16 protein-coding genes and 1 pseudogene are annotated in these 14,738 nt (G+C 66.9%); 11 read left to right on the forward strand and 6 right to left on the reverse strand.

Annotation, left to right across the window (positions count from 1 at the left end; translation table 11 throughout):
* Positions 1 to 6 precede the first annotated feature (6 nt).
* Genes G6N36_RS22135 through G6N36_RS22150 form a run of 4 tightly spaced genes read left to right on the forward strand, consistent with a single transcriptional unit; the run spans position 7 to position 2,961 of the window.
* Positions 7 to 975, forward strand: a complete 969-nt coding sequence (locus G6N36_RS22135; RefSeq protein WP_163688971.1) for an NADPH:quinone oxidoreductase family protein — start codon at positions 7 to 9, stop codon at positions 973 to 975.
* A gap of 5 nt (positions 976 to 980) precedes the next feature.
* Positions 981 to 1,685, forward strand: a complete 705-nt coding sequence (locus G6N36_RS22140; RefSeq protein ID WP_163690817.1) for a haloacid dehalogenase type II — start codon at positions 981 to 983, stop codon at positions 1,683 to 1,685.
* Positions 1,686 to 1,708: 23 nt separating this feature from the next.
* Positions 1,709 to 2,458 (forward strand): methyltransferase domain-containing protein, encoded by a 750-nt coding sequence (locus G6N36_RS22145; RefSeq protein ID WP_163688972.1) that lies wholly within the window; start codon positions 1,709 to 1,711, stop codon positions 2,456 to 2,458.
* Between the two features lie 17 nt (positions 2,459 to 2,475).
* Positions 2,476 to 2,961: a DUF456 domain-containing protein gene (locus G6N36_RS22150; protein ID WP_163688973.1), complete on the forward strand. Its 486-nt coding sequence runs from the start codon at positions 2,476 to 2,478 to the stop codon at positions 2,959 to 2,961.
* Here the strand turns inward: G6N36_RS22150 and G6N36_RS22155 are convergent.
* A complete protein-coding gene (locus G6N36_RS22155; RefSeq protein WP_163688974.1) occupies positions 2,950 to 3,759 on the reverse strand; it encodes a tyrosine-protein phosphatase in 810 nt (269 codons plus the stop codon). The genes G6N36_RS22150 and G6N36_RS22155 overlap by 12 nt on opposite strands.
* Entirely contained in the window at positions 3,759 to 4,997 is a 1,239-nt protein-coding gene (locus G6N36_RS22160; RefSeq protein ID WP_179964959.1) for an acyl-CoA dehydrogenase family protein, read from the reverse strand. Before G6N36_RS22160 ends, G6N36_RS22155 begins: the two co-directional genes overlap by 1 nt.
* Before the next feature lie 66 nt (positions 4,998 to 5,063).
* On the opposite strand from G6N36_RS22160, the gene G6N36_RS22165 reads away from it, so the two are divergent.
* The 5 genes from G6N36_RS22165 to G6N36_RS22185 are packed head-to-tail and all read left to right on the forward strand — an operon-like array spanning position 5,064 to position 8,935.
* On the forward strand, positions 5,064 to 5,525 hold the full coding sequence (locus tag G6N36_RS22165) for a nuclear transport factor 2 family protein (protein WP_163688975.1): 462 nt from the start codon (positions 5,064 to 5,066) through the stop codon (positions 5,523 to 5,525).
* 60 nt (positions 5,526 to 5,585) lie between these two features.
* Positions 5,586 to 6,275 carry a response regulator gene (locus G6N36_RS22170; RefSeq protein ID WP_163690819.1) on the forward strand — a complete coding sequence of 230 codons (690 nt, stop codon included), beginning with the start codon at positions 5,586 to 5,588 and terminating at the stop codon, positions 6,273 to 6,275.
* Between the two features lie 2 nt (positions 6,276 to 6,277).
* Positions 6,278 to 7,459 (forward strand): sensor histidine kinase, encoded by a 1,182-nt coding sequence (locus G6N36_RS22175; RefSeq protein ID WP_163688976.1) that lies wholly within the window; start codon positions 6,278 to 6,280, stop codon positions 7,457 to 7,459.
* 45 nt (positions 7,460 to 7,504) lie between these two features.
* Positions 7,505 to 8,404 (forward strand): alpha/beta fold hydrolase, encoded by a 900-nt coding sequence (locus G6N36_RS22180; RefSeq protein WP_163688977.1) that lies wholly within the window; start codon positions 7,505 to 7,507, stop codon positions 8,402 to 8,404.
* A gap of 36 nt (positions 8,405 to 8,440) precedes the next feature.
* Positions 8,441 to 8,935 carry a DUF3592 domain-containing protein gene (locus tag G6N36_RS22185; RefSeq protein WP_163688978.1) on the forward strand — a complete coding sequence of 165 codons (495 nt, stop codon included), beginning with the start codon at positions 8,441 to 8,443 and terminating at the stop codon, positions 8,933 to 8,935.
* An 18-nt stretch (positions 8,936 to 8,953) separates the two neighbouring features.
* On the opposite strand, the gene G6N36_RS22190 is transcribed toward G6N36_RS22185, so the two are convergent.
* Genes G6N36_RS22190 through G6N36_RS22200 form a run of 3 tightly spaced genes read right to left on the reverse strand, consistent with a single transcriptional unit; the run spans position 8,954 to position 13,085 of the window.
* A complete protein-coding gene (locus G6N36_RS22190) occupies positions 8,954 to 10,093 on the reverse strand; it encodes an acyl-CoA dehydrogenase family protein (protein ID WP_163688979.1) in 1,140 nt (379 codons plus the stop codon).
* 10 nt (positions 10,094 to 10,103) lie between these two features.
* Positions 10,104 to 11,549 carry a Re/Si-specific NAD(P)(+) transhydrogenase subunit beta gene (gene pntB, locus G6N36_RS22195; protein WP_163688980.1) on the reverse strand — a complete coding sequence of 482 codons (1,446 nt, stop codon included), beginning with the start codon at positions 11,547 to 11,549 and terminating at the stop codon, positions 10,104 to 10,106.
* Between the two features lie 3 nt (positions 11,550 to 11,552).
* Entirely contained in the window at positions 11,553 to 13,085 is a 1,533-nt protein-coding gene (locus G6N36_RS22200; protein ID WP_163688981.1) for a Re/Si-specific NAD(P)(+) transhydrogenase subunit alpha, read from the reverse strand.
* Between the two features lie 112 nt (positions 13,086 to 13,197).
* Between G6N36_RS22200 and G6N36_RS22205 the strand changes: the two genes are divergently transcribed.
* Entirely contained in the window at positions 13,198 to 13,821 is a 624-nt protein-coding gene (locus G6N36_RS22205) for a DUF3159 domain-containing protein (protein ID WP_163688982.1), read from the forward strand.
* Between the two features lie 6 nt (positions 13,822 to 13,827).
* Here the strand turns inward: G6N36_RS22205 and G6N36_RS29545 are convergent.
* A pseudogene (locus G6N36_RS29545) lies at positions 13,828 to 13,938 on the reverse strand (CAP domain-containing protein); the annotation flags it as partial.
* A gap of 139 nt (positions 13,939 to 14,077) precedes the next feature.
* Between G6N36_RS29545 and G6N36_RS22210 the strand changes: the two are divergent.
* Positions 14,078 to 14,734 carry a TetR/AcrR family transcriptional regulator gene (locus G6N36_RS22210; RefSeq protein ID WP_163688983.1) on the forward strand — a complete coding sequence of 219 codons (657 nt, stop codon included), beginning with the start codon at positions 14,078 to 14,080 and terminating at the stop codon, positions 14,732 to 14,734.
* Positions 14,735 to 14,738 lie beyond the last annotated feature (4 nt).

A 14,738-nucleotide genomic window follows, 5' to 3' on the forward strand; every position in this document is an offset into this window, starting at 1 on the left:
CACCGAGTGAAAGCGCTTGTCGCGCAGGAGCTGTCCGGACCGGCAGGGCTGGCGTACACGGATGTAGACGATCCGGTTGACGGTGACGACGTTGTCGTGGTCGACATCGGCGCCGCCGGCGTGAGCTTCCCCGACCTGCTGCTTCTGCGCGGCGAATACCAGCTGCGGCTGGAGCCCCCGTTCATCCCCGGCATGGAGGCGGCGGGGGTGGTCGTCTCCGCGCCGTACGAATCGGAGTTCCAGCCCGGCCAGCGGGTGACCGCGCTGACGATGCTGGGCTCCTGGGCGGAACGCGTCGCCGTGCCGCCTGCCAACCTGCGGCCGACGCCCGACGATCTCGATGACGCCGAAGCCGTTGCGCTCCTGGGCAATTATCAGACGATGTACTTCGCGCTCGCCAAACGCGGAGCGCTGCGGGCCGGCGAAACGGTGCTGGTCCTCGGATCGGCCGGTGGCGTGGGCACGGCGGCCATCCAGGTGGCGAAGGCGCTGGGCGCCAAGGTGATCGCAATGGTGCACCGGCCGCATGGCACCGAGTTCGTCAAGTCAGTGGGCGCCGACGTGGTGCTGCCGCTGACCGATGGGTGGCTGCAGACGGTCAAGGACCATACCGACGGCCGCGGCGTCGACCTGGTGGTCGATCCGGTCGGTGGTGAGGTGTTCGACGACGCCATTCGCGCACTGGCCACCGAGGGGAGGCTCCTGGTGCTCGGATTCGCCTCGGGCGGTGGGATTCCCGCGGTCAAGGTGAACCGGCTGCTGCTGCGCAACGTCTCGGTCATCGGTGTGGGATACGGCGAGTACGTCAACCGCACCCCGGGCGCGCAGTCGCTCTTCGAGTTCGGGGTGGCCGAGTTGGTCCGGGCGGGTCTGCGACCTCCGCCGCCGGTGCGGTACGCGTTGGCCAACGGTGCGGAGGCCCTGCAGAGTCTGGCCGACGGCGGTGTGCTGGGCAAGGTCGTGCTGGAGCCGTGACGGCGATGACGCCGAAAGCGCTGGCGTTCGACACCTTCGGCACCGTCGTCGACTGGCGTTCGAGCATCATCGCCGAACTGGAGAAATTCGGCGAAACTCATGGCGTCCAACATGATTGGGCTGCACTGGCTGACGGCTGGCGCAAAGGTTATCTGCCTGCGATGGATCGGGTGCGGCGCGGGGAGCTGCCGTGGACCAAGATCGACGACCTGCACCGGATGATCCTCGAGGACCTGCTGGGTGCCGCTGGAGTCACATCGGTCTGCGTCGAGGATGTCGACCAGCTCAACCGCGCCTGGCACCGCCTCGATCCGTGGCCGGACAGCGTCGTGGGCCTCACCCGGCTGAAGGAACGTTTCCTCATCACGACGCTGTCGAACGGGAACTTCTCGTTGCTGACCAACATGGCCAAGCGCGCGGGGCTGCCGTGGGACTGCGTGATCTCCGCCGAGTTGTTCCACCACTACAAGCCCGACCCCGAGGCCTACCTCGGTTGCGCCGGCCTACTCGACGTTGCTCCCGGTGACCTGATGCTGGTCGCCGCGCATCCGGGCGACCTGCGGGCCGCGCGCGATGCGGGGCTGATGACCGCCTATGTGACCCGTCCGCTCGAATACGGTCCCAACCAGCGACCGCACAAGGTCACCGAAGGCGAATTCGACTTCGCGGCAACGGATTTTCTGGACCTCGCCGACCAACTGGACGCCTGATCGGCGCGGCGTAGCGTGGAAGGGTGACCGAGCAATTGAACACCCAAATACCGCAGGCACTCCGCAGGGCGCTGGACCTCTTGACGGATCCGCCCGCGAATCCCGACGTCAGCAAGGGCTATCTCGATCTGCTGACCGACGATCTCGCGACAGGCACACAACCACCGAAGAACACAGGCGTCATCCAGGCCGCGTGGGCGTCGGGGATCGGCTCGATGCTCTATGACAACGCGCAAGCGCTCGCCCGCAGGGTGGCAGGCGTGTGGCGGCTTCCCGTCGAGTGGTTGAACATCCCGTCCGGTGGCGTGGCCCTGGACGTCGGCAGTGGTCCCGGCAATGTGACCGCACAACTGGGGGAGGCGGCGGGCCCGGACGGCCTCGCGCTCGGTCTCGACATCTCCGAGCCGATGCTGGCCCGCGCGGTCGAGGCCCAGGCGGGCCCGAACGTCGGGTTCATGCGCGCGGACGCGCAGCGGCTTCCCCTGCGCGCCGAGACGGTCGACGCCGCCACCTCGCTGGCCGTGCTGCAGCTGATACCGAACCCGGCGCAGACCCTCGCCGAGATGGTCAGGGTGCTCAAGCCGGGCGGGCGGATGGCCATCATGGTGCCGACCGCCGGAAACGTCGGACCGCTGCTCCGCCTGCTCCCTGAGGGCCAGGCCAATTTCTTCACCGAGGACGAGCTGGCCGACATCCTCGAGGGCCTCGGTATGGAAGGCGTACGGTCCAAGACCCTCGGAACGTTCCAGTGGGTGCGCGCCAGAAAGCCCTGACCCGTTAAGTTCGTGTCGTGGGCACCCTCGGCATCATCCTCGTCGCGCTCGCCATCGCCGTCGGCATCGTCGGCATCGTGGTGCCGCTGCTGCCCGGCACGCTGCTGGTGTTCGCCGCGATCGCGATCTGGGCCGTCGTCGAGAACAACCTCACGGGCTGGGTGACGCTCGGGGTGGTCACCGCGCTGCTCGGCGCGGCCACCCTGATCAAGTACACCTGGCCGGTGAAGCGGATGCGCGCCAACGACGTGCGCACACTGAGCCTGGCGGCGGGGGCGGTGCTGGGCATCATCGGCTTCTTCGTGATCCCGGTGATCGGCCTGGTGATCGGCTTCGTGCTGGGCGTCTATCTCGCCGAGTTGTCCACGCGCGGAGACCAGCGACTGGCGTGGACGTCGACCAAGCATGCCGTGAAGGGCGTCGCGCTGTCGATGGGTGTCGAACTCGCCGGGGCACTGTTCGCCACCGTCGCGTGGGCGTTCGGGGTTTATCTAACCCAGTAGCGAGCGGCGCAACAGATCCAGTTGTGCCCCCGTGATTCCTAAGGCCTCAAGGTAATTGCCCAACGAGCCGTATTGGTCGTCGATGGCCTTCCTGGACGCGTCGAGGTACACCTCGCGCACGCCCAGCACCTCTTCGGTGAGCCGGGCCTCCGCGAACGTCACGATCTCGTCGGTGGTGTCCTCGGACCTATTGCGGATCGACTCGAGGATGCTCTCCCGAAGCCGTGGCACCGCGGCATTACTGCGCAGGAAATCCGCCATGATCGCGTCGCGGTCGACGCCGACGGCCTCGAGCACCGTCGCGACGGTGAAACCGGTGCGGTCCTTACCCGCGAAGCAGTGCGTGATGACCGGTCGTTCCTCGGTCAGCATCGAAATGACCTGCCGCACAGCCAGTTGTGCGCCGGCCAGGGTCGGGAAACGCTCGTATTCCTCGGTCATGAACCGGCCCGCGGCGACCGCGACGTCTTCGTCGTCGGGTTTCTCGGTCATCATCCGCTCGAAGCTCTGCTCGTGCGGCGCCTCGGCACCGGGCTTGGATAGTTCGTGGAACGGCAACCGGTGGATCATGACGCCGCCGGGCACCCGGCCCGCGCCGCGTCGTTCGACCTCCCGGTCGGAGCGAAGGTCCGCGACGTCGGTGATGCCGAAGCCGAGCAGCGCCGCCTGACCGGAATCGTCGAGCCCGCTCAACTCACTGGACCGGAAGAACCGGCCGGGCCGAATGCCGGCCTCCTCCGCGATGTCACGGAAATTCCACGCTCCTGACAGGGCATCAGGGTCGGCAGGGTTCGGCATCACCGAGAAGATCCAGCGGTCACCGCCGCAGCGAAAGCCGATTTCTCCCTACCGAGTTCGGCCCGCGCGATGGTCCGCATGTGGACCTCGTCGGGGCCGTCGAACAGGCGCATGGCCCGGTGCCAGCCGTAGAGCCGAGCCAGCACGGTGTCGTCGCTGACGCCCGCCGCGCCGTGCACCTGGATCGCGCGGTCGATGACGTTGCACGCCATCTGCGGGGCCACCGCCTTGATCATCGCGACCTCGTTGCGCGCTTCCTTGTTGCCCTTTTGGTCGATCACCCAAGCCGCCTTGTGACACAGCAGGCGCGCCTGGTCGATCTCGTTGCGCGACAACGCCACCTGCTGCTGGACCACGCCCTGCTCGGCCAGCGGCTTACCGAACGCGATGCGATTGTTCACCCGGTCGACCATCAGTGCCAGGGCCCGCTCGGCCACCCCGATGGCGCGCATGCAGTGATGAATGCGGCCGGGCCCCAGGCGGGCCTGCGCAATCGCGAAACCGCTGCCCTCCTCGTGGAGCAGATTCGTCACCGGCACCCGCACGTTGTCGAAGCTGACCTCGCAGTGGCCGTGCTGGTCCTGCCATCCGAAAACCGGCAGCGACCGCTCGATCGACACACCGGGCGTATCGACGGGAACAAGAATCATCGACTGCTGCTGATGGCTGGCGGCATCCGGGTTGGTGCGGCCCATCACGATGAGGAGCTTGCAGCGGGGATCGGCTGCCCCGGATATCCACCATTTGCGGCCGTTGATCACGTAGTCGCCGCCGTCGCGCAGCATCGTGGTCTGGATGTTGCGGGCGTCGCTGGAGGCGACCGCGGGCTCCGTCATCGCGAACGCGCTGCGGATCTCTCCGTTCAGCAGCGGTTCGAGCCACTGCTTGCTCTGCTGCTCGTTCGCGAAGAGGTGCAGGGTTTCCATGTTGCCGGTGTCGGGCGCCGCGCAGTTGGTCACCTCGGGGGCGATCTCCATGCTCCAGCCGGTGAGCTCGGCCAGCGGAGCGTATTCGAGGTTCGTCAGCCCCGACTCGGCGGGCAGGAACAGGTTCCACAGACCGCGTTCCTTGGCCAGCTTCTTGAGGTCCTCGATGACGGGCGGGACGGTGTGGTCGTCGGGGCCCTTCTCGTGCCGGTAGGCCTCGTAGTCCTTCTCCGCCGGGAACACGAACTCGGTCATGAAGTCAGAGAGCCGCTTGTGGTAGTCCCGCCCCTTGGCCGACATCGCGAAGTCCATGACAGTCACGATATGACACCCGTGAAACAAGGGAATCGCGGCAGTCCATGACACGTATAACAGGGCATGACCGAAAGCCGTCCGCCGTACCCGCCCTTCACTCACGAGACCGCCGTCCAGAAGGTGCAGGCCGCCGAGGACGCCTGGAACACCCGCGATCCCGAGCGCGTCAGCTTGGCCTACACGCCCGATTCACAATGGCGCAACCGCGGCGTGCACGTCGTCGGCCGCGCAGAGATCGTCGCGTTCCTGAAGCAGAAGTGGCAGCGCGAGCTCGACTACGTCCTGCGCAAGAGTCTGTGGGATTTCCACGCCAACCGCATCGCCGTACGGTTTCAGTACGAGTGCCGCGACGCCGGCGGCCAGTGGTACCGCAGCTACGGCAACGAGTTGTGGGAGTTCAACCCAGAGGGCCTCATGGCCCGCCGCGAGGCCAGCATCAACGACGTCATGATCGAGGAATCGGAGCGTCGGTATTTCGGCCCGCGACCCGAGTCCGAGCACGGGGTCGACATCCCGCTGTGGTGAGGATGGGGAAGATGTCCCCGCCTGGCGACGCCGAGGACGAACCCCGTGTCATCCATTCGGATGAACAACGCAGGTGGCTGTGCGAAGCTGGCAGCTGTGTCGACAGGCCTGACCAGCGAAAAAGTGCGAGTCGTGGTGGGTGACGACCATCCGATGTTTCGCGACGGAGTCGTCCGTGCGCTGATATCCAGCGGGGCGATCGAGGTGGTCGCCGAGGCCGACGACGGCGTTTCGGCCCTCGAGGCGATCCGTACGCATCAGCCCCAGGTCGCGCTGCTGGACTACCGCATGCCGGGGATGGACGGCGCCGAAGTCGCCGCCGCGGTGGTGCGCGACGACCTGCCGACCCGCGTCCTGCTCATCTCGGCGCACGACGAGTCGGCGATCGTCTTCCGTGCGCTACAGGACGGTGCGGCCGGATTCCTACCCAAGGAGTCCAGCCGCTCCGAACTCGTGAACGCGGTGCTGGACTGTGCGAAGGGCCGTGACGTCGTGGCACCCAGCCTCGCCGCCGGCCTGGCCGGTGAGATACGCAAGCGCGCCGAACCCGAGGGACCGGTGCTCAGTCCCCGAGAACGCGAAGTGCTCAAGCTGATCGCCGCGGGCGGCAGCATCCCCGCGATGGCCAAGGAATTGTTCCTCGCGCCGTCGACCGTCAAGACCCACGTGCAGCGCCTCTACGAGAAACTCGGCGTCAACGACCGTGCCGCCGCCGTGGCCGAGGCGATGCGCCGCAAACTGCTGGAATAGCTTTGCTCGACCGCATCGCCCGATACCTCACGGCAGAACCCGTGCGCGTCAGCGCCTTCCTCCGGCTGCCGTTGATCGCGCTGATCGCGCTGTTGGTGTGGACATGGGACGTCGACCACTGGCTGCCCGGCGTATACGAGGTGGTGCTGGGGATCTACGCGGTTGCCGCCGTGGTGTGGCTCGTCGTGGTGCTGCGCGGTCCGGTGCCGCGCTGGGCGGACTGGACCTCGACCACCTTCGATGTCCTCGTCGTCGTGCTGCTGTGCCTGGTGTCCGGGGGAGCGACGGCGGCCCTGCTGCCGGTCTTCTTCCTGCTGCCGGTCGCGATCGCCTTCCAGGACCGGCCGTGGCGCACTGCGATCCTCGGCACCGGCACCGCACTGTGCTATCTCGGGGTGTGGATCGTGTATTCCAAGCGCGACGACACCGTCGGCATGCCGGACATCGTCTACTCCCACTTCGGATTTCTGCTCTGGGCCGCGGCGGCCACCACCGCACTGTGTCTGGTGCTGGTGTCGCGCCGGGCGCGTGTCAGCAGGCTGCAGGAGGTCCGTCGGCAGCTGGTGTCCGAGGCGATGCAGGCCGATGAGCGACACAACCGGGAAGTCGCCGAGCATCTGCACGACGGCCCGCTGCAGACGTTGTTGGCGGCCCGCCTCGACCTCGACGAGGTCCGCGAGCGCACCGGCGATCCTGCGCTGGAGGCCGTGCACGCCGCGCTGCAGCAGACGGCCGCCGCGCTTCGGTCGACGGTGACCGAGCTGCATCCCCAGGTGCTTGCTCAGCTCGGGCTGACGGAAGCCGTGCGAGAACTGCTGCGACAGTTCCAGGCTCGCTCCGATTGCCCCGTGGAGGCCGACCTGGAGGACGTCGGAAAGCCCGAGTCGCAGCAGTTGCTGTACCGGGCGGCGCGAGAACTGCTGAACAACATCGGCAAACATGCGCGCGCAAGCAACGTCCGGGTGAGTCTGTCGCGGAACCGTGACAGGGTGGTGTTGACCATCACCGACGACGGGACGGGCTTCGACCCCGCGAGCGTCGAAAGCCATGTCGCCGACGGCCATATCGGCCTCGGGTCGCTGCTGGCGCGATTCGACGCGATGGGCGGTTCGATGGAGATCGACTCCGTGGCCGGTCACGGCACGCGGGTGACCGCGACATCGCCCCCGGAGCCGATCAGCTGAAAAACCGTTGGCGCGCAATGCAGCCCCGGCGGTAGCGTCCGACGGATGAAGTGGCGAATCGGCGTGATCGCGATCGTCGTCGTGGTCGCCGCGCTGGTGGTGAACGCATTCCTGGTAGCCAGGGCGACACGTCAGGCTCAGGCGTTCGGCGGCGGGCGGGTCATCGAACTCGACGGCCCGGACCTCAACGTCAAGGAGTTCGGCCCGCCTGGTGAGCGCGCGGTCGTTTTGTTGCACGGCTATTCGGCGTCGGTCCAGTGGTGGGATCGCGTCGCGGCGGCGTTGCCCGCGCAACGCGTGATCGCCATCGATCTCGTCGGCCACGGTGGGTCAGAGGCACCCCGCAGCGTCGAGAGTTACCGCATCGAAAGCCAAGCCGACGCGGTGCGTAAAGCGCTCGATGCGCTCGAGGTGCGCCACGCCGTCCTGGTGGGACATTCGATGGGCGGATTCGTGGCGCTGGCGCTCGCCGGGCAGGACCCCGAACGTGTTGAGCGAGTGGTGATCTCCGATACCCCCGCCGAAATGAGCCTCGCGCAGATGCCCGCACTGGCGGGATTGGCCTGCGCGCCGATCATCGGACAGACCATCGACAGGCTGCGCCCCGTAGATGCGATCAGCGACAGCGCGTTGCAGACGGGCTTCGCCACCGACTTCGCGGTGCCGTCACTGGCCCACCGATCGCTGGAGCAGTTGACACACTCGGGGCTGTGTCATGCCCGCGGCCAGGACGGCGCGCCCGCGGCGGTGGACCGCATCGCCGGCCTCGAGCAGCCAGTGCTGGTCGTCTGGGGTGAGCGAGACGTTTTGACACCGACAGCAAGCAACGTCGAGCGCTACCGCGAGGCGGGCCTGGCGCCGGTCGTCATCCGAGGCTCGGGGCACAGCCCGATGGTCGAGGCGCCAGGCGAATTCGTGAACGCCATAACCGAATTCATCCAATAGGTTGGTCCCTGGCGAATCGTGCGCCACCATGAAGCGATGGAGCCCACGCAATGGCACCCGTACGGCCCTCCCGCCGGGCCGTCAGCGGTGTGGGCCGTGCTGCTCTGGTGCGTGGCCGCCGTCAGCCTGATCGGCTCGCTGATCTTCGGTGGTATCGCGTATGCGGGCTACTGGTCCAACAGCTATCTCGACTCTCATGGCGTGACGACCACGGCAACCGTCACGGATGTGGAGGCCTTCACCGACACCGTCACCGTCGAGTTCACCTCCGACGGCGGCACACCGGTCAGCGCCGAGATCGTCTGGTTCACAGGCAACAACCCCGATGTCGGTGACCAAGTCGAGATCACCTACGACCCTTCCGACCCGTCGTACGCCATCGAGTCGGGTAGTGATTCGGAGATCATCATGGCCATCGTTTTCCTCGTGGCCGCGTTCTTGGGACTGGTCGTCATGCTGGGTGCGGTCATCGGTGCGGTGATCGTTCACCGGAGAAGGGGTAAGGCCGCCCGCGAGCGCGCTGCGTGGTGAGGGGCCGGGCCTTACGACTCAGGTCGTCAGGCCGCGCGCGATCACCAGTCGCTGAATCTGGTTGGTGCCCTCGAAGATCTGCATGATCTTTGCCTCTCGCATGTACCGCTCGACGCGATAGTCGCGCGTGTACCCGGCACCGCCGAACACCTGCACGGCATCGGTGGTCACCTTCATCGCCGCGTCCGTGGCGACCAGCTTGGCCACACTGGCCTGCGCCGAGTACGGGAGGTTCAGATCGCGACGACGCGCGGCGTCCAGGTACGTCGCCCGTGCGCTGACCACCCCCGCGCTCATATCTGCCAACAGGAATCCCAGCCCTTGATGGTCGATGATCTTGCGGCCGAACGTCGTTCGCTCGTTCGCATAACGCACCGCTTCGTCCAGCGCCGCCTGCGCCAGGCCGGTGGCCACCGCGGCGATGCCCAGCCGGCCCGAGTCCAGCGCGCTGAACGCGATCTGCAGCCCCTGGCCATCGGCACCGATACGACGGTCCGCCCCGATGCGCGCGTTGTCGTAGAACGCAGAGGTGGTCGGGACGGCATGCAGCCCCATCTTCTCCTCGGGCTTGCCGAAGCTGAGCCCGGGCAGGTCGCCGGGTACCAGGAAACACGAAATGCCCCGTGACCCTTCGCCGGTCCGCGCGAACAATGTGTAGAAATCGGCGACCCCGCCGTGGGTGATCCAGGATTTGGAACCGTTGAGCACGTAGCCGTCGTCATCGGACTTGGCGGCACACCGCAGCGCCGCAGCATCGGAGCCGGCCTGCGGCTCCGACAGGCTGTAGGCCCCGATCTGGCTGCCGGACAGCATGTCCGGAAGCCACCGTTGCTTCTGTTCCTCGGAACCGAACATCAGCAGCGGATGCGACGACAGGCTGTGCACGCTGACCGCGACCGCCACGGCCGCCCACCGCGCTGCCAGTTCCTCCAGCACCTGCAGGTACACCTCGAACGGCTGCCCGCCACCGCCCCACTCCTCGGGCTGCGGAAGGCTCAACAACCCCGCCGCGCCGAGGGCAGGGAACACCCCGTCGGGATAGGTCTCGTCCTTCTCATGGGTGTCGACCACCGGATCGAGGACCTTGTCGGCCACGTCGCGGGTCAGCGCGATCAGGTCAAAGGCTTCATCCGTTGGCAACAACCTGTCGACGGCCACGACTCAGACTCTAGTGACCGACGGAAACCGATTCCGCGAGTGCGGCGTTGATGGCGTCCACCCGGTCCTTGGCGTCGCCGAACAGCATCTGGGTGTTCTCTCGGAAGAACAGCGGGTTCTGCACGCCCGCGTAACCCGAGGCCATCGATCGTTTGAACACGATGACGTTGTTGGCGTTCCACACCGTCAGCACCGGCATTCCGGCGATCGGGCTGCCCGGATCTTCCGAGGCCGCCGGGTTGACGGTGTCGTTGGCCCCGATGACCAGGACGACGTCGGTGTCGCTGAAGTCGTCGTTGATCTCGTCCATCTCCAGCACGATGTCGTAGGGCACCTTGGCCTCGGCCAGCAGCACGTTCATGTGTCCGGGCAGGCGTCCCGCGACGGGGTGGATCCCGAACCGGACGTTGACGCCGCGGTCGCGCAGCTTCCGGGTCAGGTCCGCGACGCCGTACTGGGCCTGCGCGACGGCCATGCCGTAGCCGGGCGTGATGATCACCGAACTGGCCGAGGCGAGGAGTTCGGCCGCGCTGTCGGCGTCGATCTCGCGGTGGCTGCCGTAGTCCTTGTCATCCGCCGGGCCGGCCTCGATACCGAAGCCGCCTGCGATCACCGAGATGAACGACCGGTTCATGGCCTTGCACATGATGTAGGACAGATACGCACCGGAGGAGCCGACCAGTGCGCCGGTGATGATCAGCAGATCATTGCCGAGCAGAAACCCCGACGCCGCCGCGGCCCAGCCGGAATAGCTGTTGAGCATCGACACCACGACCGGCATGTCGCCGCCGCCGATCGATGCCACCAGATGCCACCCGAGCAGCAGGGCCAGTACGGTGACCGCCACCAGCAGCCACAGCGTGGGGTCGATCACGAACCAGACCGTGAGCGCGAAGAAGACCACGAGCGTGCCGACGTTGAGAATGTTCTTGCCGGGCAGCATCATCGGCGCGGACTTGATCCGGGCCGAGAGCTTGAGGTTGGCGACGACGGAGCCGGTGAATGTGACCGCACCGATGAAAACGCCGATGTACACCTCGGCCGAGTGGATACCGAGCATGCCCTCCTGGGCGAGTTGCCGGGCTTCGGCGCCGGCCGGATCGCCCTCGACATGCAGGTAGCCGTTCCAGCCGACGAGCACGGCGGCCAGGCCGACGAAGCTGTGCAGCAGCGCGATCAGTTCGGGCATCCCCGTCATCTCGACGATCTTCGCCCGCCACAGCCCGATCACCGCCCCGATGGCCATGGCGACGATCAGCAGCGCCAGACCCAGGGGTTCGATGTGGCGGGCGAGGGCCAGCGCGATGGTCGCGATCAGCGCGACGGCCATCCCGGCGATACCGAAACTGCTACCGGCCTTGGATGTTTCGTGCTTGGACAACCCGGCCAGCGCCAGGATGAACAGCAGGGCCGCGACGACGTAGGCCGCGGTTGCGGTGGTTTCCAGCGTGAACATGGGTCAGCTCCTCGAGAACATGGACAACATGCGACGGGTCACCGCGAAGCCGCCGAAGACGTTGATGCTGGCGAGCAGGATCGCCACGAAGGCGATCCCGGTGATGATGTTGTTGCCGTGCCCGATCTGCAGCAGTGCGCCGACGACGATGATCCCCGAGATCGCGTTGGTCACCGACATCAGCGGGGTGTGCAGCGCGTGGTGCACGTTGCCGATGACGTAGTAGCCGATGACGATCGCCAACGCGAAGACCATCAGGTGAAACTGCAGTGCGGCGGGCGAGAGCGCGATCAGGGCGAACAGCACCGCCGCGGCGGCGAAGGCGATGCCCAGCCGGCGTCGCGTCGTCATCGGCGGCTTGGCGGGTTTGTGCTCTGTGCCGGTTGGGGTCGCGGCACTGCTGGCCGCGGGCGCCGCGGACACCTGCACCGGTGGCGGCGGCCACGTCGTCTCACCGTCGCGGACCACGGTGACCGACCGCTGAACGACGTCGTCGAAGTCCAGCGCGAGCTGCCCGTCCTTCTCCGGGGTGAGCAGCTTGAGCAGGTTCACCAGGTTGGTGCCATAGAGCTGTGACGCGGTGGCGGGCAGACGTCCCGCGAGATCGGTGTAGCCGATGATCGTCACGCCGTGTTCGGTGACGATCGCCTGATCCTTGACGGTGCCCTCGACGTTCCCGCCGTTCGCGGCGGCCATGTCGACGAGCACGCTGCCCGGCTTCATCGACGCGACCATCTCCGCGGTGATGATGCGCGGCGCGGGCTTACCGGGGATCAGCGCGGTGGTGATGATGATGTCGACCTCTTTGGCCAACTCGGCGTACAGCGCCGCCTCGCGGGCCTTGTAGTCGTCGCCCATCTCCTTGGCGTAACCAGTGGCCGAGACCTCGGCCGCCTCGGGGTCGACGGAGACGTACTCCCCGCCGAGGGAGCGCACCTGATCGGCGACCTCCGGCCGCGGGTCGGTGGCCTTTACCACCGCCCCGAGACTGCCGGCCGCGCCGACGGCGGCCAGGCCGGCGACACCTGCGCCGACCACGAGCACCTTGGCCGGCGGCACCTTGCCCGCCGCGGTCACCTGCCCGGTGAAGAACCGGCCGAAACTGTGCGCGGCCTCGACGACTGCGCGGTACCCGGCGATGTTCGCCATCGACGACAGCACGTCCAGCGACTGCGCCCGCGAGATGCGCGGCACGGCGTCCATCGCCAGCACCGTGATGGGGCGGGCGGACAGCTTCTCGACCAGTTCCGGGTTCAGGGCCGGGGAGATCAGGCTCACGAGTGTCGCGCCGTCCTTGAGTTTGGCGATCTCGTCGTCCGAGGGTGCGTTGACCTTGAGCACGACGTCGGCCGCCCAGGGGTCGCCGACACTGGCGCCGGCCTCCACGTAGGCCGCATCGGCAAAGCTGGAGGCGGCGCCCGCGCCCGACTCGACGACGACCGCGTAGCCCAATTTGAGCAGTTGTCCGACGGTCTGCGGCGTAGCGGCAACCCGCGTCTCACCCTTCAGGGATTCGCGCGGTATCCCGATAATCATCCGAAAAGTCTCCCATCCGCCTCTTGGCGACCGTGTGCCCCTCCGGCGGTAAGCGGCTTACCCCGATATTGCAGCTGAGGAGAGCGCCTAGGCCCACGTAAAGTTCCAGGTGATGACCGAGTCCCGGCCGCCCGCCGCGGCGCTGCTGATTCGCGCCGGCGGAGTGCGCGGGCTGGTGTACACGGCGCTGCCGGTCACCACATTCGCGGTGACGAACTCGTTGACCGGTTTGCGTCCGGCGCTCATCGCCGCGATCGCCGTCGCGTCGCTCATCCTGGCGTGGCAGCTGTTCCGGAGGGAGTCCACCCGGCCTGCGATATTGGGATTCGCCGGTATCGCGGTGGGCGCGGCGTTCGCCTTGATCACCGGCAGGGCCAAAGACTTCTATCTACCCGGCATCTGGATGTATCTCGGATTGGCGCTCGCCTTCACCATCTCGATCGTGATCCGCCGACCCCTCGTCGGCGTCGGGTGGGCATGGATGACGGGTCGCGACGGCACGTGGCGTCGCATTCCGAAGGTCCGACTGGCGTTCGACATCGCCACCGCCGTGATGGCGACGGCATCGTGGTCACGATTCCTGGTGCAGAACTACCTATATGACACGGATCAGGAGGGGCTACTGGCGGCGGCGCGCATCGCGATGGGCTGGCCGATATTCGTGGTCACCTCGTCGGTGATCTATCTCGCCGTGCGGGTGAGCATCCGGGCTCTCCCGCGCGCGAGCGAGGCGTGACGGGGGTCAGACGGGGGGATAGGCCGGCGGCGGATAAACGCCACGCAGAATCCAGGCGAACCAGTTCACGCCGTATTCGAGCTCGTCGCTCGCGTCATAATCGGGGTTGGGATCCACGTCATCGCCTCTCGTGTCGCGGCTGGTTCTCGCCCGAGTCTAGACCCGCCGCCGCGGCGACGACACCGTCTACACATAAACTAGCCAACCAGTTGATTGATACCCGGATCCGCTCCGGGCCTGCATATAGTGAGTCGCCATGCCAGCCTCGTCACCGGAAGCCTCGAACGGGATGTCACGTCGCGAGGAACTGCTGGCCGTCGCCACCAAGCTGTTCGCCGCTCGTGGGTATCACGGCACCCGGATGGACGACGTCGCCGACGCCGTCGGCCTGAACAAGGCCACGGTGTACCACTACTACGCCAGCAAAGCGCTGATCCTCTACGACATCTACAAGGGCGCTGCCGACTTCACCGTCGATGCCCTGCACGACGACCCGACCGCGTCGGCCAGGGAGACCATCTATCACTTCACCCGTCGGCTGCTGGTCGGCATCGCCAGCGACATCGAGCGCGCGGCGGTGTACTTCCAGGAGGGCCCCTACATCACGGAGTGGTTCACCGAGGATCAGGTCGCCTACATCAGGGAGAAGGAAACCCAGGTCTACGAGCACGTGCGCGACGTCATCGACCGCGGCATCGCCAGCGGCGAGTTCTACGACTGTGACAGCCACGTCCTGGCCCTCGGCTATATCGGGATGACGCTGGGGTCCTACCGCTGGCTGCGGCCGCACGGTCGGCGCACCGCCCAGGAGATCGCCGTCGAGTTCAGCACCGCGCTGTTGCGTGGACTGATCCGCGACGAAACGGTGCGAGAGTCCGAGCCCCTCGGCGTGAACATCAGCGCAGCCAACTAGCCGT

This window comes from Mycolicibacterium gadium (assembly GCF_010728925.1).
GTDB lineage: Bacteria > Actinomycetota > Actinomycetes > Mycobacteriales > Mycobacteriaceae > Mycobacterium > Mycobacterium gadium.